The organism is Ruegeria atlantica (genome assembly GCF_013032005.1).
In the GTDB taxonomy this organism is placed as follows: Bacteria; Pseudomonadota; Alphaproteobacteria; order Rhodobacterales; family Rhodobacteraceae; genus Ruegeria; species Ruegeria atlantica_A.
On the sequence record NZ_WQBE01000004.1, the window covers coordinates 31,696 to 57,428 of the forward strand.

The following is a 25,733-nucleotide window of genomic DNA, read 5'->3' on the forward strand; positions in this document are numbered from 1 at the left end:
TCGTATTGCTTATCGGGGCACGCCCCGGATTGGCCTTTGGTCTAGCATAGATAATTCCGGGGCAAAACGCCTTAGTACACTCACTAGCGGAATTGTCGGCAGAGTTGATCCAATCAGGCGACTTCGGGGATTTCGTCCCAAACAAGGCCCTGACCCGGCAGACGCGCGGCCTGTTCGGGGGTACACAGTACCGGACGCACCGCACCAGGTGTTTCAAACAGCTTGCGCAGCAGCGTGTTGGTCATCGCGTGGCCGGATTTGTCGCCAGTGAAGTGACCCAGAATCGGGCCGCCCGCCAGGTAAAGGTCGCCCAGAGCATCCAGCATCTTGTGGCGAACAGCCTCATCCGCATGGCGGAATCCGCCAGGAGTCAGAACTTCGTCACCCTGTACAACGACAGCGTTTTCCAGTGTCCCACCCAGGGCCAGGCCGTTTTCGCGCATCGCTTCAACGTCTGTGCGGCGGCAGAATGTGCGGCAATCGCTAAGCTCACGCGCGAACGAGCCGTTACGCATGTCCAGCGTTTTGGTCTGATTGCCAATTGCGCCGTCTTCAAAATCGATGTGGAAATCGATGATCAACCCATCCGCAGGCGCGATTGTTGCGCTGGCGCCTTCGCGCGTAGCTGTGACGGGCTTGAGAACTTCGAACGCAAGAACAGGGCTGGCCTGACGACGTACACCCTTGGCCATGATACCGCGCACGAATTCAATCGACGACCCATCCATGATCGGGACTTCGGGTCCGTCAATCTCGATCAGCGCGTTATGCACGCCGCATCCAGCCAGCGCGGCCATGATATGTTCGACGGTCGACACCGAAACATTTGCATCGTTCACCAGACGGGTGCAAAGCGGCGTCCGCTCGACCACGTCATAGATCGCGGGGATCAGCGCATTGCCCAACTCGATATCCGTCCGTTTGAACCAGATGCCGTGACCGGCGGCTGCCGGTTTCAGGACCATCGTCGCAGGCTTGCCGCTGTGCAGCCCGACGCCTGTAAACGTGATCGGAGATTTGAGCGTATGTTGCAAGGTGAACCTCGGTGAGTGGTGTCCGGCCTTTTCGGTCCGTGTTGGACACTCACCTAAGGAAGCAAGCGTCAAGGCTCAACTCACTCTTTGTAACTGAATGAAACATGAATGTAACAGATCGGCAAAAGCCTGCTTACATACAGTTAAAGCCGTGTATTTCAAAAGAAAAGGGCCGCCAAAAGGCGACCCTAAGTCGTTAATTTGTTACCGTGATCAGTTGGCCTGACGACGCAAGAAGGCGGGAATTTCGATCCGATCCTGATCGGGGTCGGCCTCATCATGCGCAGGTGCCGTAGCGTCAGCTTGGCGCATCGGGGGCTGCTGGCGCACCGGCTGTGCCGGCGTATCGGCGGCGTGGCCGGTCATCCGGTCGATCAGGCGGTTAAAGCCGAACCGGGAACGATCCTGCCCTTCAGCCTGCGGTGCGGGGGCCGGTTGCGGTGCCTGTGGGCGCGGCGCCGCATACCCACGTTCAGAGGCCGGGACATTTTGTACAGCGGCCTGCAAACGCTGCAGCGCTTCGGGCGACGGTGTGCCTGCGGAGTGCTGTGGCTGCGGTGCGACAAAGCTTTCCGGCGCGGGCTCAATCGGTTCAGGTGTCGGCTCGAACTCAGCCACGCGGGGCTGATAGGCCGGGGGTGGCAGACCGTCATCGTCACGCTCGACCTGCGGCTGCGCCGTTTCCTCGGCGGTTTCGAACAGCGAAGGTTCACGGTTCACTTCTGGCTGGGGCGCGGGTTCCGCCACTTCGGCCACAGCAGCGGGGGTCTCATCCTGCTGCGCCTCTTCTGCGGAAACGGTGCGAGTCAGCGGCTCGGACATCGAGCGACGCGCAACCGGAACGTCGACGGGCTTTTCGCTGGCGTCGATACCAGTGGCCACAACCGACACACGCATGCCGCCTTCCATCACGGTATCCAGGGTCGAACCGACGATGATGTTGGCCTCGGGGTCCACTTCCTCGCGGATGCGGTTGGCCGCTTCGTCCAACTCGAACAGGGTCAGGTCGTGCGAGCCGGTGATGTTGATCAGCACGCCCTTGGCACCCTTGAGGCTAATTTCGTCCAGCAGCGGGTTGGCAATCGCCTTCTCAGCCGCCTGAACCGCGCGATCTTCACCGGTGGCCTCGCCAGTGCCCATCATCGCCTTGCCCATCTCGTCCATCACGGCACGAACATCAGCAAAGTCGAGGTTGATCAGACCCGGACGGACCATCAGGTCAGTCACACCTTTAACGCCCTGATACAGAACGTCATCCGCCATCGAGAATGCCTCGGTGAACGTAGTCTTTTCGTTGGCCAGGCGGAACAGGTTCTGGTTCGGAATGATAATCAGCGTGTCGACAACCTTTTGCAGCGCCTCAACGCCGTCTTCGGCCTGACGCATCCGCTTGGCGCCTTCAAACTGGAAGGGTTTTGTGACAACGCCAACAGTGAGAACGCCAAGCTCCCGCGCTGCCTGCGCGATGATCGGCGCCGCACCCGTACCGGTGCCACCGCCCATACCAGCTGTAATAAAGCACATATGTGCGCCAGCCAGATGGTCGACGATCTGCTCGATGCTTTCTTCGGCCGCCGCAGCGCCCACGGTCGGACGGGCCCCTGCCCCCAGACCTTCGGTCACTTTCACGCCCAATTGCACCCGCGCCGAAGACTGGCTTTGCTGCAGCGCCTGCGCATCAGTGTTGGCGACGACAAAATCAACGCCGTCCAGCTGTTTCTCAATCATGTTGTTGACAGCGTTGCCGCCCGCGCCACCAACGCCAAATACTGTAATCCGAGGCTTCAGTTCGTCGTGCCCGGGCATCGAAAGATTCAATGTCATGCTCTGTCCGCCTGTTTTATTGACCCGCCAAAGCGGTGTTTTTCTTACCTATCCGCTTACAATCCTACCGGTCCAAACGGCAAAGGTCACGCCAAAAATCGCCGAATCCCACAAAATATGGAGGAAATAAGGCAGTCGTCAGCGGTATTTTGCATTCATTGCCAGATGTTGCGGATTGAACTCAATCCACCACAAACCAAGCGACACACGCGCCGCGGTCAACATGCACGCCACTTGAGGGATTCACTGTTTTTTAAGATGCGGAAAACTGCTCAGGTCCTGCCGCAGGGCCTCTGACGGGCCTTGTGGATATCTTGCGGGATAAGGCCGCTGGCTGCAACCCATTTCTTTAGCTAATTGGGGTACTTGGGCAATTCAAACCGTCTTCGGTAATGCTGCGCACCTCTTGAATTTCGCGTCGGTTGAAGTTGGCAAGTCGCACCATAAGGCGGCCTTCGTGCTGAAAGGTCCACCAGCACACCGGCACGTCATCCGGGTCATCATCGTACAAAAAGCAGATCTGACCATTGGGTGTAGTGATCTGCCCATAGACACAACCCCGCCCCTCCATCCGCCAGACAGACAGTTTGGGGCTGAGAAATTCCTCGGTCCCCACCAGAAGGCCGCTGGGATAGTCGTGAAACGTAACGGTTTTACCCTGGACAGCAGCCAGAAATGCCTCAGGCGGTATCCGTGTCTGGGCGTGTGTGGCAAGCGGGGTTGCAACGACCAGCGCCGCAACGCCGACCGCTTTACCAATTGTCACGGAACCAGCGCATGGCGCGCTTGAAAGGTCGCGCGGCATAGGTATCGACCGGAATTTCGAAATCCCACCATTCGTCCTGCGGATGCGCAGCGAACAGGCTAAGCCCCACCGCTGACGAAAACCCTGGGCCTGTCGCCGATTGCGGCAGACCATGAACACGCAAGGGTCGACCCAAACGTACGCGCTGACCCAGAATGCGGGTCGCGAGGCCATCCAGCCCCATGATCTGACTGCCACCACCTGTCAAAACGATCTGCTGGCTGGGCATATGCTCAAATCCGGCGGCATCCAAACGCACACGCACTTCTTCCAGAATCTCTTCGACGCGTGGGCGCATGATACCGATCAACTCGGCCCGACTGACGGTGCGGCGGTCGTGTTCCCAATCACCGGTATCACCACCAATATCGATCAGGTCGCGGTCGTCAGCGCCAGTCGCGTGGACACCTCCGTTAAAGGTCTTGATCCGTTCGGCCACAGCCGCCGGAACACCCAGTCCCATCGAGATATCGGCGGTCACGTGGTCGCCGCCCATACGCACGCAATCGGCATAGATCATGTGTTTTTTCATGAAAATCGACACGCTGGTTGTACCGCCACCCATATCGATACAGGCGGCACCCAACTCTTGTTCGTCCTCGACTAGGGCCGAGACGCCAGACACGTAGGCCGAGTTCGCGATCCCTGCCAGTTCCAGATCGCAGCGTTTGATGCAGCGCACGATGTTCTGGATCGCGACGGCATCGACGGTCAACATGTGCATGTCGACCGCAAGGCTTTGGCCCATCTGCCCGCGCGGATCGATCAGCCCCGAGCGATTATCTAAGGCAAAATTCACCGGCTGGGCATGCAACACTTCGCGCCCTGCCCCGTAATCGGGCACGTCGCAAGCGTTCAAAACACGGCCAACCTCGGCCTCGGACACAACCTGACCTTCCAGATCAACCTGAGCGTCCAGACCATAAGAACGCGGGTTCGCGCCCGAAAAACAGGCGATTACGTGATCCACCCGGATATCAGCCATCTTCTGCGCCGCCTGCAACGCGGTACGGATGGCGCGTTCGGTTTCCTGCATGGCAGTGACTTCACCAAACTGCACACCACGCGACCGCGTGGTCGCAGCGCCAATCACCCGAAATCCGGTCTGACCGGCCAGGGACCCGATGCTGTTATCTTCGCTCAAGCGGTTTGCGCCATCGAAGCGCAGCACAAGGCAGGCAATCTTGGAACTGCCAACATCCAGAATGGCGACAACACCGCGTTGCATCGCCTGCCTGCGCATCTGCCGCATGGCCCGTTGGGACTGATAAAGATCGGTCATCATGTTCGTTACTGCCCGTTACCCACTGTCACTTTTGTATTCCACCAGTCTTCGCTGGCAGCTTTGGTCATTCTTATTGTCGGGCGCTGCCCAAGCCGCATGTCCACCACGGCCACGTCACGCTCCAACAGGTCCTGCACTTCGTTCACGGCAAGCACACGTTCCAACGCGCGCACCGGGCGTTCGGTTGGCAACATGATGCGTTGGCCGCGGTCCAGAACCAGATCCCAACGTCGCTCGCCAATCCGCACCAGACCGCGAACCCGGCCACCCAAGCTGCGGGCGGTGGTCACCAGTTGCAACGCCTCGGCCACATGGGCATCCGCACCCTTGCCTGCGATCAGCGGCAGGTTGGTGTGTTCCTTACGCGAAGCGATGCGTTCCACATGCGCGCCGGTTTCATCCAACAGTTCGATCCCGCGGCGCGTGCGCCAGACGATGACGGGCTGACGCTCTTCAACATCCACTTGCAAAATACCACCAGGGCGCACCCGGACCGAGGCGGATTTGACCGGGTCCAGCCCGGTGATCGTGTCGCGGATCTGTTCGACATCCAGATCCCAGGAGCTTATCGGGAAGTCCAACGGCACCACTTCGCGGATGTCTTCAGACAGATTGGTGCCCGCGCCATCAATCGCCATCAGATTGACCATGAATTCAGGCCGCTGCTGGATCGAGGTCTTGATGTCGGCCACATAGGCCACCACAGCCTCGCGCCGCTCGGCCGAGCCGAAATAGATCCCGGCCGCAGCGCAGAGCGCGAATATGGGCAAGCCAACCCGCAAACCCCGGCGCACACCCGGCGTCAGCATCCAACGCTGCAATCGGTAATTCAGCCGCGACGGAGCCGGATCAAACCGTTGCGATTTGCGACCGAACAGCTTGACCCCACTCAACCGCAGCTTTGGCTCCGCCTCGGACCGCGCGCCCGAGCCAAAATCCGCATCCGGTCCGGCCAGCGGCTTTGATCGGTGGATCACCGGCGCACGAGTGGCCCTTAGCGGTCGCATGAGGCGTCCTCCACCATCCACGCGCAAAGCTGGCCAAAGCTCATGCCGAAGTGCTCGGCCTGTTCCGGCACCAGCGACGTCGGTGTCATTCCGGGCTGCGTGTTGGTTTCCAACAGGAAAAGCCCGTCTGCCCCCATGCTGTCATCCCAGCGATAATCGGTGCGGCTGACACCCTTGCACCCCAACGCATCATGGGCGCGCAATGCGTAATCCAGACAACGGTCAAAAATGTCCTGCGGGATTTCGGCTGGCAGCACATGCCAAGACCCGCCCGGCTTGTATTTGGCGTCATAGTCGTACCAACCGCCATCGGTCATGATCTCGGTCACGGTCAGGGCGCGGTCGCCCATCACGGTCACCGTCAATTCGCGACCCGCGATGTATTTCTCAACCATCACGAATTCCGGCATATCCTCAGACAGCTGCGGAGGGCCGTTCGATCCTTCATGCACGATATAAATGCCGACGCTGGAGCCTTCGTTATTTGGCTTGGCGACATAAGGAGGTTCCATCACATGAACCTCGATCACCTCGACCTTGGGCACGATCACGCTGGGTACTACGGGCAGACCTACGGCCTGATACACCTCTTTGCTGCGTTGCTTGTCCATCGCCAGCGCCGAAGCCAGCACGCCGGAATGCGTGTACGGAATGCGCATCCACTCCAGCAGACCCTGCACGCAACCATCCTCACCCCAGCGGCCATGCAGGGCGTTGAAAACCACATCTGGTTTGATGTCTAAAAGGCGCGCGTAAAGGTCGGGACCTGCGTCCAGCTCTACTACTTCAAAGCCTTCTCCCCGCAGGGCGGCTGCGCATTCGCGCCCAGAGCTGAGAGACACCTCGCGTTCCGCCGAGGGGCCACCCATCAATACCGCCACTTTGGGGCTTGTCCTGCTCGACTTACCCACTTAGCGCCTCAATGTCCCAGGACCTTATGTAGTGGTCCGTACTGCGTTATGCCTTTGATCCGTCGCCTGAATTTGCCTGTTATGGTCTGACGGTTGGGGCTTTATTCTTTCAGCGGATCACCAACCCGCATGATTTCCCACTCTAGCGTGATGCCGCTTGTTTCGTAAACCTTTTTTCGCACCTCTTCGCCCAGACCTTCAAGGTCAGCAGCCGTGGCAGAGCCGGTATTGATCAGGAAATTCGAATGCTTTGGGCTCATTTGCGCCCCGCCCCGCGATGCCCCGCGCATACCGGCATCGTCGATGACTTTCCAAGCCTTGAGGTCATGCACGTCATCAGCGCGACCCGTGGACGAAAAGCCCGCCGGGTTGCGAAAGGTCGAACCGGCACTGCGGTCTTTGGTGGGTTGGGTCTCGTCGCGCTTTTGCAATTGTGCCGCCATGCAGGTGTGCAATTCCTCGGGATCACCAGCCGGACCTACGAAGGTAGCGGAAACCAATACCGCCCCGTCGGGCAGATCGGACTGACGGTAGCGAAAGTTCAGATCCTCTGGGCTCAGGTCCAGAACCTCACCCTGTCGCGTGACGATGGTGGCCTTGCGCAGCACATCCGCTGTGTAGCAGCCATAGCATCCCGCATTCATCCGTACCGCCCCCCCGATCGAGCCGGGAATGGTGCGCAGAAACGTCAGGTCCACACCCGCATCCGCCGCCTTGCGCGCCACATGCGCATCCAGCGCTGCCGCGCCAGCAGTGACGGTGTTGTCATCGACCGAAATACCGTTGAACCCGCGCCCAAGCCGGATCACCACCGCGCGCAACCCGCCATCCCGAACAATCAGGTTCGAACCAACACCCATTGGGAAGACGGGAACCTCAGCTGGCAAGTCGCGCAGGAAGTGCTGAAGGTCTTCGATATCTGCAGGCTGGAATAAATAGTCCGCAGGCCCACCGACCCGAAGCCAGGTTAAATCATTCAAAGGTCGGTTTTCAGTGAGTTTGCCACGAGGCGCAGGAAGTGTTTGAACCATGGAGCTCTGGTAGTTCGATTCTATTCGCTTGTCATCTATCTGGACTAAGTTTTGCATACGCTTTGACCGCTGTCGGCTACGCAAACCTGTACTGAATCCCAAAACCAACCCGGTTCCCAAAGGAAAGGCTGTGAACATAACGAAAAGATTATAGAAGTCTTCGGCCCGCCACCACATCGGCTCTAGCAATCCTACGTTGTCCGAAGCCAGAAACCCATAGGCACTGGACAAAACAAGAATCAACAAAAGATAGACGGGCCCACGAAAACGACCCCGTTTAACAAGATTGTGGGATGCCAGCCCGGATAAAAATACCGGAAGCGCCATCGCCAACACGACAGCGGCTACTACTTCAATTATCTCCAATCCGTGTCCTCATCTGAATGTTTGGTCAAAATGGTTCAGCTGTCCTCAACCAAGCGTTTCTCTGGAGCACAGCATTTTACCCTCTTGGGTTATTACACGGGCGCAATACTGGCATCAGACTTCAACTTCCTGAGCAAAATCCGGTGCAATCCACCAGTCAAAATTCCAAGGGTAAGACCTGGTACGAATTGGACGATCACGCTCGAGGTATAAGCGACTGTAAATAGCACAACGAACCCCTCGGCGCTTTGACTGGCGTACGCGCTAACAGGGGTCCAATACCACACGGCAAACGAAACAAACAAAAATATAAGAAGATAGATCGGTCCTCTGAACTTCCCTTTAACAATAAGAATGTGTGAGGCTATCCAAATCAAAAACAGGGGCAGAAAGAATGTGAGAGTGTAAAAGACGTATTCGACCATGTCAGTGTCCAACAAGCCGTCGCACCCAACGCCCCAGATAAATCACCGGCCAGCGCAGCACCGACATGCCTGCTGCCATTACAATCAACCCGATCCACGGTCCGTTCTGAAGCGTCACGTATCCCAAAATCGGAATCCCCACCGCAATCAGGATATAGGCGCGTGTCCAGTGATTGTCTTTGCTGGGGATCATCGCCAACACATTCGCGGCAATTCCCCAAAGCGCGGCAAGGGCAATGGACAAGTTCATTCCTGAACCTCCGCACCGGTCCACCGGCGCCAATAATAACGGATAGGATTGCGGAACATGGATGCGAAAGCGGCGCAGGCCAGCAGCGAAAACACCCAGCCGTAGTCGTGACCCAGCCAGACTATCAATGCAGGCGCAGAGATGAATAACACAACTCCAGGCGGGAACTGCAGACGCATCGGCAACATGGCCACAATCGTCGAGGCCACGACCCACAAGGCTGCAAGCATTACCGAATATGCCATATGCCCCTCCGAGGACATCCCGTCTACGATTGCGACGTCACACTTTATAGTTGCAATAGGCGAGAGTCCATTGCCTCAGACCGCCTGTTTTTGCCGCAATCGAGCGGGCAATCCGTTGGCCCAAGCACTGATCGTACCTGCCCCCAGGCAGACGACCATATCTCCGGGACGCGCCTGTTCGCGAACCAGACGTTCAAGATCGCCTTCGTCCAGCAATGCGCGGGCGTGTCGATGGCCGTGGCGGATCAGGCCCTGCACAAGATCATCGCGGGATGCGCCCTTGATCGGGTCCTCTCCGGCGGCAAATATGTCAGCGATGGCAACGACATCGGCGTCGTTGAAACACGTGCAGAAATCATCAAACAGGTTGGACAGGCGGGAATACCGGTGCGGCTGGTGCACGGCGATGACCCGTCCCTCGGTCGCCTGACGGGCAGCTTTCAGCACAGCAGCAATTTCCACAGGGTGATGGCCGTAATCGTCAATGATGGTGACCTCATCAACCTCACCCACCTTGGTAAAGCGGCGGTTCACGCCACCGAAATTGGCCAGCGCATCACGAATTTCCGAGGTCTTCATGCCTAGGTGCCGGGCCACTGCCGCCGCAGACAAGGCGTTTGAGACGTTGTGATCACCGGGCATCGGCAAGGTACAGCCTTCGATCACCGTGTCTTCGTATTGCAGGTGGATGTCGAAATGCGCGATGCCGCCTTTGTAAGTCAGGTTAACTGCACGTACATCGGCCTGCGCATTGAAACCATAGGTCCGCACGCGCCGGTCAGTGATGCGGCCAACCAGCGTCTGCACCTCGGCATGATCGGTGCAGCACACGGCCAGACCGTAGAAAGGCAAGTTCGACACGAACTCGTAGAAACCGTCGCGCAATTTGTCGAAGTCGCCCCAGTGTTCCATATGCTCGGGGTCGATATTGGTAACAATGGCAATGGTCGCAGGTAGACGATTGAACGAGCCGTCGGATTCGTCGGCCTCGACCACCATCCATTCGCCCTGTCCCATCCGCGCGTTGGAGCCATAGGCGTGGATGATCCCACCATTGATCACCGTCGGGTCGAAATCACCGGCCACCATCAACTCGGCCATCATGGTGGTGGTGGTTGTTTTGCCGTGGGTTCCGGCAATCGCGATGTTGGACTTCAGGCGCATCAATTCGGCCAGCATGTCAGCCCGGCGTACAACCGGCAGTCCGCGCGCGCGGGCACCGTCCAATTCCGGGTTGCCCGGTTTGATCGCGGTCGACACCACTACTACGGCGGCGTTTTCCAGGTTCTCGGCGCGTTGGCCGACAAAAATCTCGCCCCCCAAGCTGGCCAGACGGTCAGTGATTTTCGAGGCCTTCAGGTCCGACCCCTGCACCCGGTAGCCAAGGTTCAGCAGCACCTCGGCAATGCCCGACATCCCGATCCCGCCGATCCCTACGAAATGGATCGGCCCTACATCTTGCGGCAGTTTGGTTGCAGGATTCATGCGGTCTCCTTCTGCGCCAGTTGCTCGACAAGGGCCGTCAGACGCTCGGTTGCGTCCGGAGCTCCGGTCGAAAGGGCGGCATGGGCCATTTTTTGCGCGGCTTCAGGGTTAGTCAGAACTGCGGTGATTTGCTCGGTCAGCGAGGAAACGTCAAGGGCGTTTTCAGGAATCATGATCGCCCCACCCGCCTGTACCAGCCCGCGTGCATTGGCGGTCTGGTGGTCGCCAGCGGCAGCCGCAAACGGGATCAGGATCGAGGGTCGCCCGATGACCGAAATATCGGCAACGCTTGACGCCCCCGAGCGCGAGATAACCAACTGTGCATCCGACATGCGGCGGGGAACGTCGTGAAAAAACGGTTTGACCTCGGCACGGATGCCATGGTCGGCGTAGAACGCCGTGACCCGTTCGCCATCTTCGTCACGTGCCTGATGGGCAACGCGGATATGGCCGCGCAGCAATTCGGGCAAAGCTGCAATCGCGCCGGGCACCACATCGCTGAGGATGCGCGCGCCCTGCGATCCCCCCATCACCAGGATCGACATCGGGTAATCTCCGGGCGGAATGTAACCCGCCGCCGCGCGTTCAAGAACGGCGGCCCGAACCGGATTGCCAGTATGGATGCCCTTTGCCCCCTCGGGCAGGTCCGTGGGCCAAATACCGCAAGCTACCTGAGACACACGGGTCGCAAACAGCTGGTTTACCCGTCCCAGAATACCGTTCTGTTCATGGATCATGCGCGGGATTTTCAACATCGTCGCCGCGCCGAGCGCCGGGATCGAAGGATAACCGCCAAATCCCACAACCACATCCGGCCGGTCGCGCATCATCTGCAATGACATGCTGGTCACGCCACCCGCAATCTTGGGTCCGACCAGCGCCTTTGCGGCCAAACCACCACGCGCGAAAGTGGCCGAGGACGCCTCGACAATTTCGGTCGAGTGCGGGAAGCCACTGGTATACCGTGCGCCGCGCGTATCGGTAGACAGGCGCACGCGCCAACCTTTTTGCAGCATCGCCTCGGCCAGCGCTTGTGCCGGGAACATGTGCCCCCCGGTGCCGCCAGCTGCAATCAGAAGGTAGGGTTTGTTCATTAACCTCGTCCGCGCAGAATATCGCCAAGCTCGCCCTGTGGGCGGGTGCGGGTGAAGGCTAACAACATGCCAACCGCGATGCCGCCCGCAATCAGGGATGAACCACCATAACTGACAAACGGCAGCGTCATGCCCTTGGCGGGCAACAGCCGCACCGCAACGCCCATATTGATCATCGCCTGCACGCCGAACATGCAGGCCAGACCGGTGCCTGCCAAACGGATGAACATGTCCCGCTCGCGCATCAACCGCAGCAGCGAGCGTACAACGATGATCGAATAGAGCGCGATGATGATCAGCACCAGGATCAGGCCGTATTCCTCAGCCGCGACAGCGATGATAAAATCGGTATGCGCATCGGGCAGCGACCATTTCACCTGCCCCTCGCCCACGCCAACACCGAACAATCCACCTTCGCGAATGGCGTTGGTAGCATAGCCCAGCTGCGTGGTCGGATCGACCTCTTGGTTCAGGAACCCGTCGATGCGGCGGGCAAAGTGTTCCGAGTTCGAATAGGCCAGCATACCGCCCAGCACGACCGCCCCGGCCATACCCAGCAGAAGCAGCATAGGTGCCCCTGCCACAAAATACATCACGCCCCAGCCAAACAGGATCAGACAGGCTTGACCGAAATCAGGTTGCAACACCAGCATGCCAACGATGGCCATGCACAGCGCAAAGGACCACAACCGCCCCGGAGGACCGTTGATTTCCTGCGACGCGGCCAGCAACCACGCTGCCACGACAATAAAGCCGGGCTTTAGAAACTCGGATGGCTGCATCGAGGCAAAGCCCAGCGAATACCAACGCACCGCCCCCTTGCCGAAATCGGTGCCAAAGACCGGCAGAAACGCCAGCGCCACAAACGACGCAAGAAAGCCCAGCACTGCCAGACGCCGCACCAGTGTCGGGGACATCATCGAGGTCAGCAGCATCGCAACCAGGGCCAGCCCGCCGAAGATCGCCTGCCGTTCGACATAGTGGAACGGGTCAAACCCGTTGCGCCCGGCCAACGGCGGCGACGAGGCCAGCCCCAGCAACAGCCCAATGACAAACAGGATCAGCACACAGGACATGGTCCAGCGATCAATCGTCCGCCACCACTTTGGTAGAATCGGTTCTCCGCGCTGGTCCTGGACCGCGCCATACACCATCTCAGTCATGAGATACCGCCACTTACTGCCTCGTTCATGTCCCTTTTTCGGGATCTGATTGAGAGTCTACAGACATTTTTGCGTTTGGGCTAGCGGAATGAGCGGGTATGCGGAAAACGGCCCGTCAGTGGCGGTGACCTCAGCAATTGGACAAACGGCCCCAATCCCATCGCGGTGTCAAGGGGGCTGAATAATGCCCGCGCAGGACAGCGCAGAATTTACTTCACTCTTTAATTGGATACCGATCCGGTTCTTCAAACACGTCGATCACACGGGTCCCGGCCTTGATCTGCCCGCCGTGTTCCACCCCGGCCGGAATCGAATAGCTGTCACCGGGACGGTAGGTTTTGGTAACTCCTCCGATAGTCAGCTCGACCTCACCTTCGATGACAGTTCCCCATTGGGCCCCATGTGAATGCAATGGAAGCTCCATATCCTGAAGAAACGTAAAAAACGCCGCGAGGCCGGCGTCAGATCTTATGACCGCCGTCTGCACGACATCCTCGGGGAAAGGCACATCCAATTTGGGGAATGCAGTAATAAAGTCCGGAAATCGCATCGATTTATCCTTTTTTGAAAACGCGCGTCAAAAGGGCAGCATGTCAGCGCGTTGGGCAGCTTGCAATCTGTATTTCTACTGACCAAAACGCCTCACGATGCAATGACCCATGAAGTCTTTTGCAGTGCGCTGAAACCGCTCTGGCTCTTGCCTTCCTTCCAATTCCACGCCATGCGCAGCCCATGACATATGACACGATCATCCTCGGGGCCGGTGCAGCCGGTATGATGTGCGCGATCCATTGCGGTGGGCGCGTTTTGGTGATCGATCATGCCAAAGCGGCCGGAGAGAAAATTCGCATCTCAGGTGGCGGGCGTTGCAATTTCACCAACATGTACGCCGGGCCGGGCAACTTCCTGTCGCAAAACCCGCATTTCTGCAAGTCGGCCTTGGCGCGATACACGCAATGGGATTTCGTTGATCTGGTCGGGCGCCACGGCATCGCGTGGCATGAAAAAACCCTTGGCCAATTGTTCTGCGACGGGTCCTCGAAACAGATCATTCAGATGCTGTTGACCGAGATGGAGCGCGCCGGGGCCAATCTGTGGGTGCGTACCGAGTTGAAAGATTTGCGCAAGATCGAGGCCGGTTTCGCGCTGGAGGTCGACCGCGAAGGGCAGCGCCTCAGCCTGACTTGCACCAATCTGGTTCTGGCAACGGGCGGTAAGTCGATCCCCAAGATGGGTGCAACCGGCTTGGCCTATGATATCGCCCGCCAGTTCGGTCTGCGGATCACCGACACACGCGCAGCATTGGTGCCGTTCACCTTCTCGGACGGGAAATTCAAGGACCTTTCCGGCGTGTCCCTGCCCGCACGCCTGTCAAACGAGCGCACCAGCTTTGACGAGGCGCTGCTGTTCACCCATCGCGGCCTCAGCGGGCCATCGGTGCTGCAATTGTCTTCTTATTGGCGCGAGGGTGAGGCGATCCGGGTCAACCTGATACCCGATCTTCCCCTTTTCGACCTGCTGCGCGATCAGCGGCAGAGCGGGGGCCGCAAGGCCCTGACCACCGAACTTGCCCGCCACTTGCCTACACGGCTGGTGGAGTACCTAAGCCAGCATATTCCGATGCAGGGCAACCTGGCCGACCAATCCGACGCGGCACTGACCGATTTGATTACGGCCCTGTCCAATTGGCCACTGACCCCTTCTGGCACCGAAGGTTATCGCACCGCCGAGGTCACTCTGGGCGGGATCGATACTGATGATCTGTCGTCAAAAACGATGGAGGCCAGGGATGTCCCCGGCCTCTATGCGATTGGCGAAGCGGTGGATGTCACCGGTTGGCTGGGCGGCTACAACTTCCAATGGGCGTGGTCCTCGGGTCACGCTGCTGGAGATGCAATCGCAACCCGTTAGCCGACGACGTTATAGCCACGTCCGCGCATACAGTTGCGCACGATGACTTCTTTATTCTGGTTCTTGTTGATCACGTCCGCACCGGCACCGACCAGAGCGCCAGCGACCGCTGCACGACCCAGATTGTCGCTGCTGTCCTGAACGATCCCGGTAACCGCAGCCGCACCTGCCGCGCCGATTGCGGCGTTCCCGGCGGTGGAGCCATCAACGCTGGCTTGCGATGCAGCCAGCTGTTGGCATTGCTGCAGATCCACGTTGTAGTTCGGGCCAATCGGGCCATCGACAATCGGCTGATAATTGGCACCAACATTCGTGCAGGCACCAGCCACCAAAACGGCGGGTAGGATCAGAGAAAACTTACGGTATGGCATAGTCATTACCTCGTGTTGAATTTGCCCGGAGCCAAACGTAATTGTCACGGCGCGTCAAGCTGATAGCACTGTAGCTTGGCCCAACTGGCGGTCTATTGCAAATGACTATCCCGCCAACCGCTGCCGAACCTGTTCAGCGAAGTCCTCTCCGCGCTGTTCAAAATTGTCATACTGATCGAAACTTGCCGCTGCAGGGGCCAGCAGCACCGTCTCTCCCGGTAGCGCATCTGACATGGCCTGCGCTACGGCTTCCGCCATTGTGGTGCAGACCTGCGCCTCGGCTTCAAGTTGAAGCGCGAAATTGGCAGCTTCGCGCCCGATCACATAAGCCTTGAGCACTTGATCCGCCGCGCCGTTCAACGCTGAAAGACCACCCTCTTTTTCCAGCCCCCCACAAATCCACCGGATCTTTTTAAACGCGCTCAACGCCTTCAGCGCGCTGTCTACATTAGTGGCCTTGGAATCGTTCACATAGGTCACGCCGTCCACTTCGGCGATAATCTGGCTGCGATGCGGCAAGCCGGGATAGCTGTGCAGCGCATCCTCAATTACGCGCGGCGCCAGCCCCAACGCGCGGCAGGCAGCATAGGCGGCACAAGCGTTCTGATGGTTATGAACGCCGGGCAGGCCCTTGATCTGACGCAGGTCGATTGACCCAGCCTGCCGCCCCTTGCGGTACTCCGACAAGAACCCCTTGCGTGCAAAGACCTGCCACCCCGGCCCGGTCAGTTTGCGCGCCACCGAGACACGGATGACCCGGTCGTCAGTCGGCCCTTCGGACAGCTGGCCCGCCAGAAACGCGCCTTCGTTTTCATCCACACCGATCACTGCGCGATCCGGTCCGCCCTCGGCAAATAACCGGCGTTTGGCTGCGAAATAGCCCCCCATCCCGCCATGCCTGTCCAGATGATCCGGAGACAGATTGGTGAACACTGCCACATCCGGCGTCAGAGCGCGGGCCAGATCGGTCTGATAGCTGGACAACTCCAACACAACCACCGACCCGTCTCCACCCGGATCAATATCCAGCACCCCGCGCCCAATATTCCCTGCCAGCTGTGCCTCACGCCCGGCTTCGGTCAGGATGTGATGAATCAATGCAGCGGTGGTTGATTTCCCATTCGACCCGGTCACCGCAATAACGCGAGGCGGAGTGTCATAGTTGTTCCATTCCGGCCCGGCAAAGGATCGGAAGAACAGCCCAATATCGTTGTCCACCGGCACTCCGGCGTCCAGCGCAGCAGCCACAACCGGGTTCGGTTCGGGATAGAGATGCGGAATTCCCGGCGACACGATCAGCGACGCGATGTCGTCAAACGCCCCGTGGCGGTGCAAATCGGCGCAAGTGAAACCTTCTGCCTCGGCTGTTTCGCGAGCGGCGGGATTGTCATCCCAACAGACAGGCTCGACCTTACCTGCCCGCAATGCACGGGCCGTGGCCAGACCCGATCGGCCAAGCCCCAGAACCGCAACCTTTTGCCCTGAAAACCCTTTGACCGGGATCATGCCGCCCACCTTCTTCTGACGTCCAATTGGCCGTCACACTGCGCAGAAGAAAACTCTATTGGCAAGGGCAACAAAAGGCTCGCGCGTCAGCGCGAGCCGGGCTCAACAGGTGGCAGGTGGACCGCAGGTCCGCCGAACCTGGCGGGAGCGTTACCGGACTTTCAAAGTCGCCAGACCAATCATCGCCAGGATCAGCGAGATGATCCAGAACCGGATCACAATGGTCGGCTCGGCCCACCCCTTTTTCTCATAGTGGTGATGGATTGGTGCCATCAGAAACACGCGGCGACCGGTGCGTTTGAAGTACAGAACCTGAATAATCACACTCAGCGCTTCCACAACGAAAAGCCCACCGACAACGGCCAGTACCAGCTCGTGCTTGGTGGCCACCGCAATTGCACCTAGCGCGCCGCCCAAAGCCAGCGAACCGGTATCGCCCATGAACACAGCCGCGGGTGGCGCGTTGTACCACAGAAACCCAAGCCCCGCGCCAAACAGTGCCGAGGTAAAGATGAAAATCTCCCCCGTACCCGGCACGTAATGCACGTCCAGATATTCGGTAAAGTCGACCCGACCGACCGCATAGGCAATGATGCCAAGTGTCGAGGCCGCAATCATCGCAGGCATAATCGCCAGCCCGTCCAGCCCATCGGTCAGGTTCACGGCGTTGGCCGCGCCCACGATCACAACAATTGCGAACGGAATATAGAAAATACCCAGATTGACCAGCGTGTCCTTGAAAACTGGCACCGCCAATTGGTTCTGCAGCGCCTCAGGGTGATGCAATGTCGCCCAAAGCGAAGCCAGAACCGCAATAATCACCCCCAGCGCCATCCTTGTCTTTCCAGACACACCCTTAGTGTTCTGCTTGGACACCTTGGCATAGTCATCTGCAAAACCGATTGCCGCATATGCCAGCGTCACAAACAACACCATCCAGACATAAGGATTGTCCCACCGCGCCCAGACCAGCGTTGAGGTCACCAGCGCACCAACGATCAGCAACCCGCCCATGGTTGGCGTGCCAGCCTTGGAAAAATGCCCCTCAGGACCGTCGTCTCGGATTGGCTGACCTTTACCCTGTTTCCTGCGCAATACGTTGATCAGCGGCTTGCCGAAGATAAAGCCAAAGATCAACGCGGTCAGAAAGGCTCCGCCCGCACGGAAGGTGATATAGCGGAAGAGGTTAAAGAAATCCCCCCCATCCGACAGGGCGGTCAACCAATAGAGCATGTCAAAACCTTTCTCATGCGGAGGTCATGGGTCAAGCGCGCTCCCTTGCCCCATTTTCCGCAAACCGTCAACAATCTGAGCCAGCGCCATGCTCAGCGACCCTTTGGCCAGAACCGTATCGCCTGCCCGGATCAAATCCGGCAGATGCGCGGCCATTTCGGTGCTTGTTTCACTCCACAACCCGCGCTTGCCCTCGGGCAGCGCTGCATGCAGAGCCTTCATCAACGGACCGATACAGTGAACCTGATCGACCTGCGCCATTGCCGCGACATCCACCATTCCGGAATGCATGGCGATTTCCTGCGTGCCCAACTCTTTCATATCACCCAAAAAAGCGACCCGGCGTGTGCCCTCCGCCGCAGCCAGCACATCCAACGCGGCCTCCATCGAGGTGGGATTGGCGTTATAACTGTCATCCAACAGCTCAATCTGCCCGCCCGCCGCCAGCGGCAGCACCTCGCGCACGCCCCGCCCTTTGACCGGAGACCATTGGCGCAGACCTGCGATGGCTTCATTAAGATCAACACCCATTTCAACACAGGCCGCCAATGCACCCAGCGCATTCATGGCAAAATGCGTACCCGCCGATTGCACGTCATAGGCGATGGTGGCATCCCCAACCGCAGCTTCCGCACGCACCGAGTCGCCCCCTTGCGAGACATCAGTCAAAGCGTAATCTGCAGCCTTACGGCCAAAATCAACGATACCGGCCCCGTAGTCCTGCGCGATCTGACGCAAAATTTCTGCGTGTTCGATATCTGCATTCACGATGGCCGCTCCACCGGGCTCGAGCCCTTCGAAGATCGCGGCTTTTTCCTGAGCGATACCCGCAACCGAATCGAACGCCTCAAGATGGACCGCCGCAACTGTCGTCACCAACGCCACATGCGGGCGTGCCTGACGCGCCAACGGGGCAATCTCTCCTGGGTGGTTCATGCCGATTTCGATCACGGCGAATTCAATGTCGCGCGGCATTCGAGCCAGCGTCAGAGGAACGCCCCAATGGTTGTTATAGCTGGCCACGCTGGCGTGGGTTTTTCCCTGCTTTTCCAATATGGTCGCCAGCATTTCCTTGGTCGAGGTCTTTCCGACGCTGCCGGTAACACCCACCACGCGCGCATCGGTTCGGGCGCGGCCTGCTTGCCCCAATGCCTCTAGCCCGGTCTGAACATCATCGACTATCAACAGCGGGGCGTCTTTCGAAACACCTTCGGGAATGCGCGACACCAATGCCGCGCCCGCGCCTTTTTCCAACGCCTGCGCCACAAAATCATGCCCGTCACGCTCGGCTTTGAGAGCAACGAACAAGTCGCCCGGCTGAATGGTCCTGGTGTCGATCGATACGCCATTTACCATCCAATCGGTCGTGGCGCGCCCTCCGGTGGCCTCGGCCGCCTCGGCTGCTGTCCAAAGCGTCATGCCACCCTCCCGTCCAGCGCGGCCACACTGATACTGGCCTGTTCCACATCATCAAACGGCAACACCTGATCACCGACGATTTGCCCAGTCTCATGGCCTTTTCCGGCGATCAACAGCGCGTCACCGGGTTGCAGAGCGTCAATGCCGCGCAGGATGGCTTCGGCCCTATCGCCCACTTCGGTGGCCTCCGGCGCACCCAGCAGAACAGCGGCGCGGATCGTGGCCGGGTCCTCGCTGCGTGGGTTGTCGTCGGTGACAAAGACAAGATCCGCATGATCGGCAGCTGCCTTACCCATCAGCGGGCGCTTGGTGGCATCCCGATCCCCACCCGCGCCGACAATGGCGATCAGGCGCCCCATGACATGCGGCCGCATCGCCTTGAGCGCCGTTGCCACCGCGTCCGGCGTATGGGCGTAATCGACAAATACCGCCGCGCCATTGTCTCGGGTCGCAGCCAGCTGCATTCGGCCCCGAACGGTTGTCAGGTGCGGCAAGGTTTCGAACACACGCTCGGGCTCTTCCCCGGCGGCGATGACCAGCCCGCAGGCAAGCAGGATATTCTCGGCCTGAAACCCTCCGATCAGGTTTAGACGGGTTTGGAGTACCTTCCCTTGCCACGAGAACCGCAAATCCTGCCCCGTCGCGTCAAAGCGCTGACCGATCAGACACAGATCGGCATCGCCCAGCCCGACAGTCAATACACTTTGACCCCGCGCTTCGGCAATTTTGCGAACCTCGACACCTTTTGGGTCGCTCATGTTGATTACCACGGTGCCGTCCTGTGGCAACACACGATCGAACAATCCTGCCTTGGCGGCGAAATAGGCCTCGAAGGTTTCGTGATAGTCCAGGTGATCCTGCGTGAAATTCGAAAAGCCCGCTGCGGCCAGATGCACGCCATCCAGACGACGTTGTTCGAGCCCGTGCGAAGACGCCTCCATCGCGGCATGGGTCACGCCGTTTTCCGCAGCTTCGGCCAAACAGCGGTGCAAGGTAATCGGCTCGGGCGTGGTATGCGCCAGCGGTGCGGTCCACGCACCCTCAACCCCTGTTGTTCCAAGATTGACGGCGGCCAGTCCAAGCTCCATCCAAATCTGGCGTACAAAGGTGGCCACGGACGTTTTTCCGTTTGTCCCAGTGACAGCCACGATGTGCTGCGGCTGGGCCCCAAACCAAAGCGCGGCACATCCGGCCAGCGCTTGGCGGGGGTCTTCAACCACGATCAAAGCAGCGTCCGATGCAGCCAGTTCGCCCGCCGCTAATTCAGCGCCTTCGGCATCCGTCAGGATCGCAGCGGCCCCCATACGCAGGGCGAATTGTATGAACTCTCCACCATGTACGCGGGTGCCGGGAAGCGCAGCGAACAGATAGCCATCCTTCACCTCACGGCTGTCAACGGCCAATCCGGTAATGTCGGGATTCGCCCCGCCCCGCGCAGTCAGGGCCAGTTGGCTAAGTGTTTTCGTCCTTGTGCCCATGACCCACCTCTGCTGGACAGCCTAATTTGAGGTCAGGGTTATAGCAGCGCGCGCCTCAGGCTCAAGCCGGGGACGCAACCCAAGTAGCGGGGCAATCCGTCCGATCAGCTCGGCAGCCACGGGAACTGCCGTCCAACCCGCCGTCCGGCGCTTTTCGCCGTAGGCCACGATGGACGGTTCATCCAGAGTGACGATCAACACATATTTCGGATCATAGGCCGGGAAGATCGTCGCGAACGTCGCGATTACCTTTTCATCATAATACCCACCGCGCGGCTTGGGCTTATCCGCCGTGCCGGTCTTACCCGCCACGTCATATCCTGCAACATCGCCAAAGCTGGCAGTGCCATCTGTCACCACACGGCGCAGCATGTTCTGCGCCTGTTTCGCGGCGCTTTCGGACATGACTCGCGGCCCGTATTGAGCACCATTTTTGCGTAGAATGGTCGGGCTGACATAATGCCCGCCATTGGCTATCGCTGCATATCCGGCTGCGAGATGCATCGGGCTGGTGGATAGGCCATGACCGTAAGAAATGGTCACCGTACTCAGCTCGCCCCATTTCTTGGGCTTGAGCGGTTCACCGCCTGCGGCCTCGACAATTTCAAAGGGGGTGGGTTCGAACATGCCCAGCGCCTCAAGGAAATCCTGCTGACGACGCGACCCGATCTGCAAGGCCAATCGGCCCGTGCCACGGTTCGAGCTGTGGACGATCACATCCGCAACGCTGATCTTACCATAGTTCTTGCCGTTGAACTCACCAATCGGGAACCGCCCGATCCGCATCGGACCAGAGGTGTCGATGATTGTCTCAGAATTCACTAACCCCAACTGAACAGCCTGCGCGGCAGTAAAGATTTTGAATACCGAGCCCAGCTCATAAACGCCCTGCACATAGCGATTGAACAATGGGCTGTCCGACGGATCAAATCCCGAGGTTGGCGGGCGCGGACGGTCGTTCGGATCGAAGGACGGCAGCGACGCGGCCGAGATGACCTCGCCCGTGTGTGCGTTCATCAGCACCGCCGAGGCCCCTTTGGCGTTCATGATCTTCATGCCGCCATACAAAACCTGCTCAACCGCTGCTTGAATGGTCAGGTCCAGCGAAAGTTGCAGCGGTTTGTTGCCGTTGGCCGGGTCACGCAGATAATCGTCGAATTGCTTCTCGACCCCCGCCACGCCGATAACTTCGGCGGCGCTGACGCCTTCGCGGCCAAAGCCCGAACCACCCAGAATATGCGCGGCCAGACGCCCATTCGGATACAACCGCATCTCGCGCGGGCCAAATAAGATGCCGGGATCGCCGATATCATGCACCGCCTGCTTCTGTTCCGGTGAGATACGTTTCTTGATCCACAGGAACTTACGATTACCGGTGAAATCTTTGACCAGACGCTCTTTTTCCAGATCAGGGAAGATCGCCACCAGCTGATCTGCAGCGGTGACTGGGTCGATCATTGCAGGCGGCTGGGCATAGACAGAATAGGTGTCCAGATTTGTCGCCAGAATGCGCCCCTCGCGATCCACGATATTGGCGCGCTGCATCGCAATCGCAGCACCGGGGGCGCTTGCCAGCGGCTCTTGTGCCTCGGACGTCGCAAGCATGCCCATTCGGACCCCGACCACCGAGAAAGCGCAGAAGAAGAACAGGCCCAGCACCAGCAAACGCCCTTCGGCGCGGGCGCGGGCGCGATCTTTCATGTCTTCGTGACGCTGACGGATGTTTTCCCGCTCGATCGCCTTTGGGTTTTCCCCGCGGGCGCGAGCGTCAAGAACACGGGCCAAGGGGCGCAGAGGGGTACGGGTCATGGGATCTGCACCTCGCCCAGCGCCTGAGTACTGGTGATCGCCTGCAACTCGACCGGGTCGACGATAGGCAGGTCCGGGTCCTCGGCGTAAGAAATCTGATCAGCGCGTCCGAATTGTTCGGCGCGCAGCGGCAACAGGCCCAGACGTTCAAAGTTAAGGTCGGCCAATTCGCGCAGTCGGTCGGGACGGTTCAGGTAAGCCCATTCGGCGTTCAAAACGGCCAGCCGCACCTGCGCCATGCCAATCTCGCGCTGTAGCTTCTGTGTTTCCTTCACCACTTGCTGGGTGCGGTAATTCTCTTGATACGCCCAAAGCGCCAGTCCGAACACGGCCAGAGCAGTCAACACATACAAAACACTCTTCATTTTGCCCTTCCCCCCAGTTGCGGCATCCCAATGGCGCGGGCATCAATTTCCCCAGCCGGAGCCTCAGTTCGTACCGCCACACGCAGCTTGGCCGAGCGCGCACGCGGATTTTCCTGCAATTCCTGTTCATCCGGACCCACAGCTTTGCGGGTCTTAAGTGTGAACTGTGGCAGTTCTTGTTCCATTTCAGGTGCATAGCGATTGGCACGCCCGGTCTTGCCTGCGCGGGACTGAAAGAACCTTTTGACCATCCGATCCTCGATGGAATGGAAAGTCACAACAGCCAGTTGCCCGCCTGGCTTCAACGCGCGTTCGGCAGCCATAAGCCCATGAAACAGCTCTTCATATTCCGCGTTCACTGCAATCCGCAGCCCCTGAAAGCTGCGCGTTGCCGGGTGCGACTGCCCCGGTTTAGGGCGCGGCAAGCAAGATTCGATGATCTGAACCAGACGCAGGGTCGTCGTAATCGGCTCATCCGCCCGCGCTTTCACAATCGCCTTGGCGATCCGTCGGCTGGCGCGTTCTTCACCATAGTGGAACAGAATATCGGCCAGTTGGGCCTCGGTCGCCGTGTTCACCAGATCGGCGGCGCTCTCACCCTCCTGGCTCATTCGCATGTCCAGCGGGCCGTCCTTCATGAAGGAAAAGCCACGCTCGGCCTGATCCAACTGCATGGACGAGACGCCGAGGTCCAGCACCACGCCATCCAGATCTTGCGCGTATTCATCCATGCGGGAAAACACCCCGGGCTGCATAACCAGCCGGTCGCCATAGCCACCCGCCCAGTCTGCCGCCATCTCAAAGGCCAACGGATCACGGTCCACGCCAATGACTTTGTCAGCCCCGGCCTCCAGTAGGCCACGCGTATAACCACCCGCCCCAAACGTCCCATCAAGCCAAGCACCGGAAACCGGCGCCACAGCCGCCAGCAATGGGCGCAGCAGAACAGGGATATGAGGTTTGTCGGAAGGGGTGTCAGCGCCGGCCATGCCGTCACGCGTCCCCGACGCCATCTAGGAACTCCAGAGGATCGAAATCCTCGGGCTGTTCGTCCAGCCAATCTTCGGCGGCTGCCAGCTCTTCAGACTCATATGTCTCAGGCTTCCAGATCTGGAACGTATCACCCGCGGCAATAAAGAACGCCTCGTTTTCAAGGCCGATCTTGGTGCGCAACTTGGCTGGCAGCACAAGGCGACCCGTCTCATCCACGGTGGTTGGGAAGGACTGACCGTGGAACATGCGCTGCAACATCTTCCGCTGCATCGAACCACGCGGAAGCGCGTCAATCTTGTGATCGACCTCGTCAATCGCCTGCATGGTATAGCATTCAAGGAATTTGCGGCGGTGATCTCCATAGACGATCACCAGTTCGGGGGTATCACCGGGCTGCCAGTTCGGGTCCGAAGCCTCAAGCACACGGCGAAACGAGGCCGGGATCGACACCCTGCCCTTCGTATCCACCTTGTGGTGGCTTTCACCTCTAAACCTGCGCGCCAAGACGACTGTCCCTTTCGCTTGCGCCCCACCCAAAATTCACGTTCCCCCCGGATGAAAAACGGCGGGTTGATCTGCTGCCACTGATCAACCCGCCGCATTGACCCGCTTTGCGGGATGTCCAGCTGCGCGCGCCACCTGGGGGGATGTCTGCTCGCCCGCGCGCCGGATCTCTTGATTGATGAAAGCGAGATGCCTGTATGAAACCTGTTTTTATTGGTTCGGGGTCGTTCGGCGCCCCATGTGCCTCGTCCTCATCGGATAAACAAGGGATGCCATGGGAATTCATGGAAATCAATAGGAAACTTCAAGGTACTTAAGCAAGAATCGCAATATAAACACATGGCGATCAATTGAAAACCACCCGCGTTACACCATAATTAGAATATGTACCGAGGCAAAATACTATATATAGCTAAAAACTTGCACTGAACATCATGTCCCATGAATTCCCAAAAATTTTCCAGATTCTAGAAAATTCAATCACCCAGAGGTCAATCTCACAGCTTCCACCGTACGAATCACCTTCCATTTGCGGCCCCTATGTAAATTGCGAAGGCATTCCCAGGCGTCGCCCATGATTTCCCATGCACACCGGAACACTCTTTTAGTGAGGCAAGAGGCGCACCTTAATTAAAAGATGCTCAACTTAGAAACATCGCGCTTAAAGAAGCGGCAATTTTTACTAACCAGTAAAATTCGGAAGATTGCCACCGTGGGCAAGGCACTCATAAAACTCCTGTTTTTAAGGCCCAAATGACAACAGCACACCAACACGTTGATATCTATGCACTTGCTGCATAGCAGCATTGACGAGTTCACCTATTGTGCATGTGCAGCATTTCCTTATCTTCATCCTCAAGCAAACGCCGAGACACAACGGCAAAGACAAAACATATCGGGTAACATAGATGGCTGTAGCAACACATCAGACCGCGCTCAAAGGCGCACCGGCAACCGGCCTGGCATCACTGATTGAGGCTGCAAAAACCAGGTTCGTTCGGTACCGGGTCTACCGCCGGACCGTGAATGAACTGTCCGAACTGTCGAACCGAGAGCTGGCCGATCTGGGCCTGCACCGTTCGATGATCCGCCGCGTGGCAATGCAGGCGGCCGAAGAATACGTCGCGCACTAAGCGCGCACTGACATAACCGAGATCAGGTCCTTCCTCCTCCCTTTAGGATCTGTATTTCAGCGGCGATATCTCTCCTCCTCCCTGAT

The 25,733-nt window shown here is 58.7% G+C and carries 24 protein-coding genes; 2 read left to right on the top strand and 22 right to left on the bottom strand.

Annotation, left to right across the window (positions count from 1 at the left end):
- Positions 1–113: 113 nt before the first annotated feature.
- From lpxC to GOX21_RS09365, 13 genes are all read right to left on the bottom strand, one after another.
- Entirely contained in the window at positions 114–1,034 is a 921-nt protein-coding gene (gene lpxC, locus GOX21_RS09305; RefSeq protein ID WP_170374548.1) for a UDP-3-O-acyl-N-acetylglucosamine deacetylase, read from the bottom strand.
- A gap of 213 nt (positions 1,035–1,247) precedes the next feature.
- Entirely contained in the window at positions 1,248–2,858 is a 1,611-nt protein-coding gene (gene ftsZ, locus GOX21_RS09310; RefSeq protein ID WP_170374546.1) for a cell division protein FtsZ, read from the bottom strand.
- Positions 2,859–3,207: 349 nt separating this feature from the next.
- Positions 3,208–3,624, bottom strand: coding sequence for a hypothetical protein (locus GOX21_RS09315; protein WP_368040003.1), 417 nt, complete (start codon positions 3,622–3,624; stop codon positions 3,208–3,210).
- Positions 3,611–4,945, bottom strand: a complete 1,335-nt coding sequence (gene ftsA / locus GOX21_RS09320) for a cell division protein FtsA (protein WP_170360645.1) — start codon at positions 4,943–4,945, stop codon at positions 3,611–3,613. The genes GOX21_RS09315 and ftsA overlap by 14 nt, the downstream gene beginning before the upstream one ends.
- 8 nt (positions 4,946–4,953) lie before the next feature.
- The gene (locus GOX21_RS09325; RefSeq protein WP_170348048.1) at positions 4,954–5,955 is read right to left on the bottom strand and encodes a cell division protein FtsQ/DivIB; all 1,002 of its coding nucleotides are present in this window, start codon (positions 5,953–5,955) and stop codon (positions 4,954–4,956) included.
- Positions 5,943–6,866, bottom strand: a complete 924-nt coding sequence (locus tag GOX21_RS09330; RefSeq protein WP_170374543.1) for a D-alanine--D-alanine ligase — start codon at positions 6,864–6,866, stop codon at positions 5,943–5,945. Before GOX21_RS09330 ends, GOX21_RS09325 begins: the two co-directional genes overlap by 13 nt.
- A 101-nt stretch (positions 6,867–6,967) precedes the next feature.
- Positions 6,968–7,897: a UDP-N-acetylmuramate dehydrogenase gene (gene murB, locus GOX21_RS09335; RefSeq protein WP_170374541.1), complete on the bottom strand. Its 930-nt coding sequence runs from the start codon at positions 7,895–7,897 to the stop codon at positions 6,968–6,970.
- Positions 7,898–8,689: 792 nt separating this feature from the next.
- Positions 8,690–8,938 carry a DUF2484 family protein gene (locus tag GOX21_RS09340; RefSeq protein WP_170348045.1) on the bottom strand — a complete coding sequence of 83 codons (249 nt, stop codon included), beginning with the start codon at positions 8,936–8,938 and terminating at the stop codon, positions 8,690–8,692.
- Positions 8,935–9,183: a DUF2484 family protein gene (locus tag GOX21_RS09345; protein WP_170374539.1), complete on the bottom strand. Its 249-nt coding sequence runs from the start codon at positions 9,181–9,183 to the stop codon at positions 8,935–8,937. Before GOX21_RS09345 ends, GOX21_RS09340 begins: the two co-directional genes overlap by 4 nt.
- 75 nt (positions 9,184–9,258) lie before the next feature.
- A complete protein-coding gene (murC, locus tag GOX21_RS09350) occupies positions 9,259–10,668 on the bottom strand; it encodes a UDP-N-acetylmuramate--L-alanine ligase (RefSeq protein WP_170374538.1) in 1,410 nt (469 codons plus the stop codon).
- Positions 10,665–11,762 carry a UDP-N-acetylglucosamine--N-acetylmuramyl-(pentapeptide) pyrophosphoryl-undecaprenol N-acetylglucosamine transferase gene (locus tag GOX21_RS09355; RefSeq protein ID WP_170360268.1) on the bottom strand — a complete coding sequence of 366 codons (1,098 nt, stop codon included), beginning with the start codon at positions 11,760–11,762 and terminating at the stop codon, positions 10,665–10,667. Before GOX21_RS09355 ends, murC begins: the two co-directional genes overlap by 4 nt.
- Positions 11,762–12,925, bottom strand: coding sequence for a putative lipid II flippase FtsW (gene ftsW / locus GOX21_RS09360; RefSeq protein ID WP_170348041.1), 1,164 nt, complete (start codon positions 12,923–12,925; stop codon positions 11,762–11,764). Before ftsW ends, GOX21_RS09355 begins: the two co-directional genes overlap by 1 nt.
- 214 nt (positions 12,926–13,139) lie before the next feature.
- On the bottom strand, positions 13,140–13,475 hold the full coding sequence (locus GOX21_RS09365; RefSeq protein WP_170374536.1) for a cupin domain-containing protein: 336 nt from the start codon (positions 13,473–13,475) through the stop codon (positions 13,140–13,142).
- Positions 13,476–13,657: 182 nt separating this feature from the next.
- Here GOX21_RS09365 and GOX21_RS09370 point away from each other — a divergent pair, with 182 nt between their 5' ends.
- Complete coding sequence (locus GOX21_RS09370) at positions 13,658–14,836, top strand: NAD(P)/FAD-dependent oxidoreductase (protein WP_170374534.1); 1,179 nt, start codon at positions 13,658–13,660, stop codon at positions 14,834–14,836.
- Here the strand turns inward: GOX21_RS09370 and GOX21_RS09375 are convergent.
- The 9 genes from GOX21_RS09375 to mraZ all read right to left on the bottom strand — a co-directional run bounded on the left by GOX21_RS09375 (position 14,833) and on the right by mraZ (position 24,514).
- Complete coding sequence (locus GOX21_RS09375) at positions 14,833–15,207, bottom strand: glycine zipper family protein (protein ID WP_254428516.1); 375 nt, start codon at positions 15,205–15,207, stop codon at positions 14,833–14,835. The two genes, GOX21_RS09370 and GOX21_RS09375, sit on opposite strands and share 4 nt — an antisense overlap.
- Before the next feature lie 105 nt (positions 15,208–15,312).
- Complete coding sequence (gene murD / locus GOX21_RS09380; protein ID WP_170374527.1) at positions 15,313–16,713, bottom strand: UDP-N-acetylmuramoyl-L-alanine--D-glutamate ligase; 1,401 nt, start codon at positions 16,711–16,713, stop codon at positions 15,313–15,315.
- Between the two features lie 150 nt (positions 16,714–16,863).
- Complete coding sequence (mraY, locus tag GOX21_RS09385; RefSeq protein WP_170360278.1) at positions 16,864–17,946, bottom strand: phospho-N-acetylmuramoyl-pentapeptide-transferase; 1,083 nt, start codon at positions 17,944–17,946, stop codon at positions 16,864–16,866.
- Between the two features lie 24 nt (positions 17,947–17,970).
- Entirely contained in the window at positions 17,971–19,365 is a 1,395-nt protein-coding gene (locus tag GOX21_RS09390) for a UDP-N-acetylmuramoyl-tripeptide--D-alanyl-D-alanine ligase (protein ID WP_170374524.1), read from the bottom strand.
- Positions 19,362–20,843: a UDP-N-acetylmuramoyl-L-alanyl-D-glutamate--2,6-diaminopimelate ligase gene (locus GOX21_RS09395; protein WP_170374521.1), complete on the bottom strand. Its 1,482-nt coding sequence runs from the start codon at positions 20,841–20,843 to the stop codon at positions 19,362–19,364. Before GOX21_RS09395 ends, GOX21_RS09390 begins: the two co-directional genes overlap by 4 nt.
- Positions 20,844–20,864: 21 nt before the next feature.
- On the bottom strand, positions 20,865–22,652 hold the full coding sequence (locus GOX21_RS09400; protein ID WP_170374518.1) for a peptidoglycan D,D-transpeptidase FtsI family protein: 1,788 nt from the start codon (positions 22,650–22,652) through the stop codon (positions 20,865–20,867).
- Positions 22,649–23,017, bottom strand: a complete 369-nt coding sequence (gene ftsL / locus GOX21_RS09405; protein WP_170348029.1) for a cell division protein FtsL — start codon at positions 23,015–23,017, stop codon at positions 22,649–22,651. Before ftsL ends, GOX21_RS09400 begins: the two co-directional genes overlap by 4 nt.
- Entirely contained in the window at positions 23,014–24,006 is a 993-nt protein-coding gene (rsmH, locus tag GOX21_RS09410; RefSeq protein ID WP_170376081.1) for a 16S rRNA (cytosine(1402)-N(4))-methyltransferase RsmH, read from the bottom strand. The genes ftsL and rsmH overlap by 4 nt, the downstream gene beginning before the upstream one ends.
- A gap of 4 nt (positions 24,007–24,010) precedes the next feature.
- Positions 24,011–24,514 carry a division/cell wall cluster transcriptional repressor MraZ gene (mraZ, locus tag GOX21_RS09415; RefSeq protein ID WP_170348028.1) on the bottom strand — a complete coding sequence of 168 codons (504 nt, stop codon included), beginning with the start codon at positions 24,512–24,514 and terminating at the stop codon, positions 24,011–24,013.
- A gap of 908 nt (positions 24,515–25,422) precedes the next feature.
- Between mraZ and GOX21_RS09420 the strand changes: the two genes are divergently transcribed.
- The gene (locus tag GOX21_RS09420; protein WP_170374516.1) at positions 25,423–25,647 is read left to right on the top strand and encodes a DUF1127 domain-containing protein; all 225 of its coding nucleotides are present in this window, start codon (positions 25,423–25,425) and stop codon (positions 25,645–25,647) included.
- Positions 25,648–25,733: the final 86 nt, after the last annotated feature.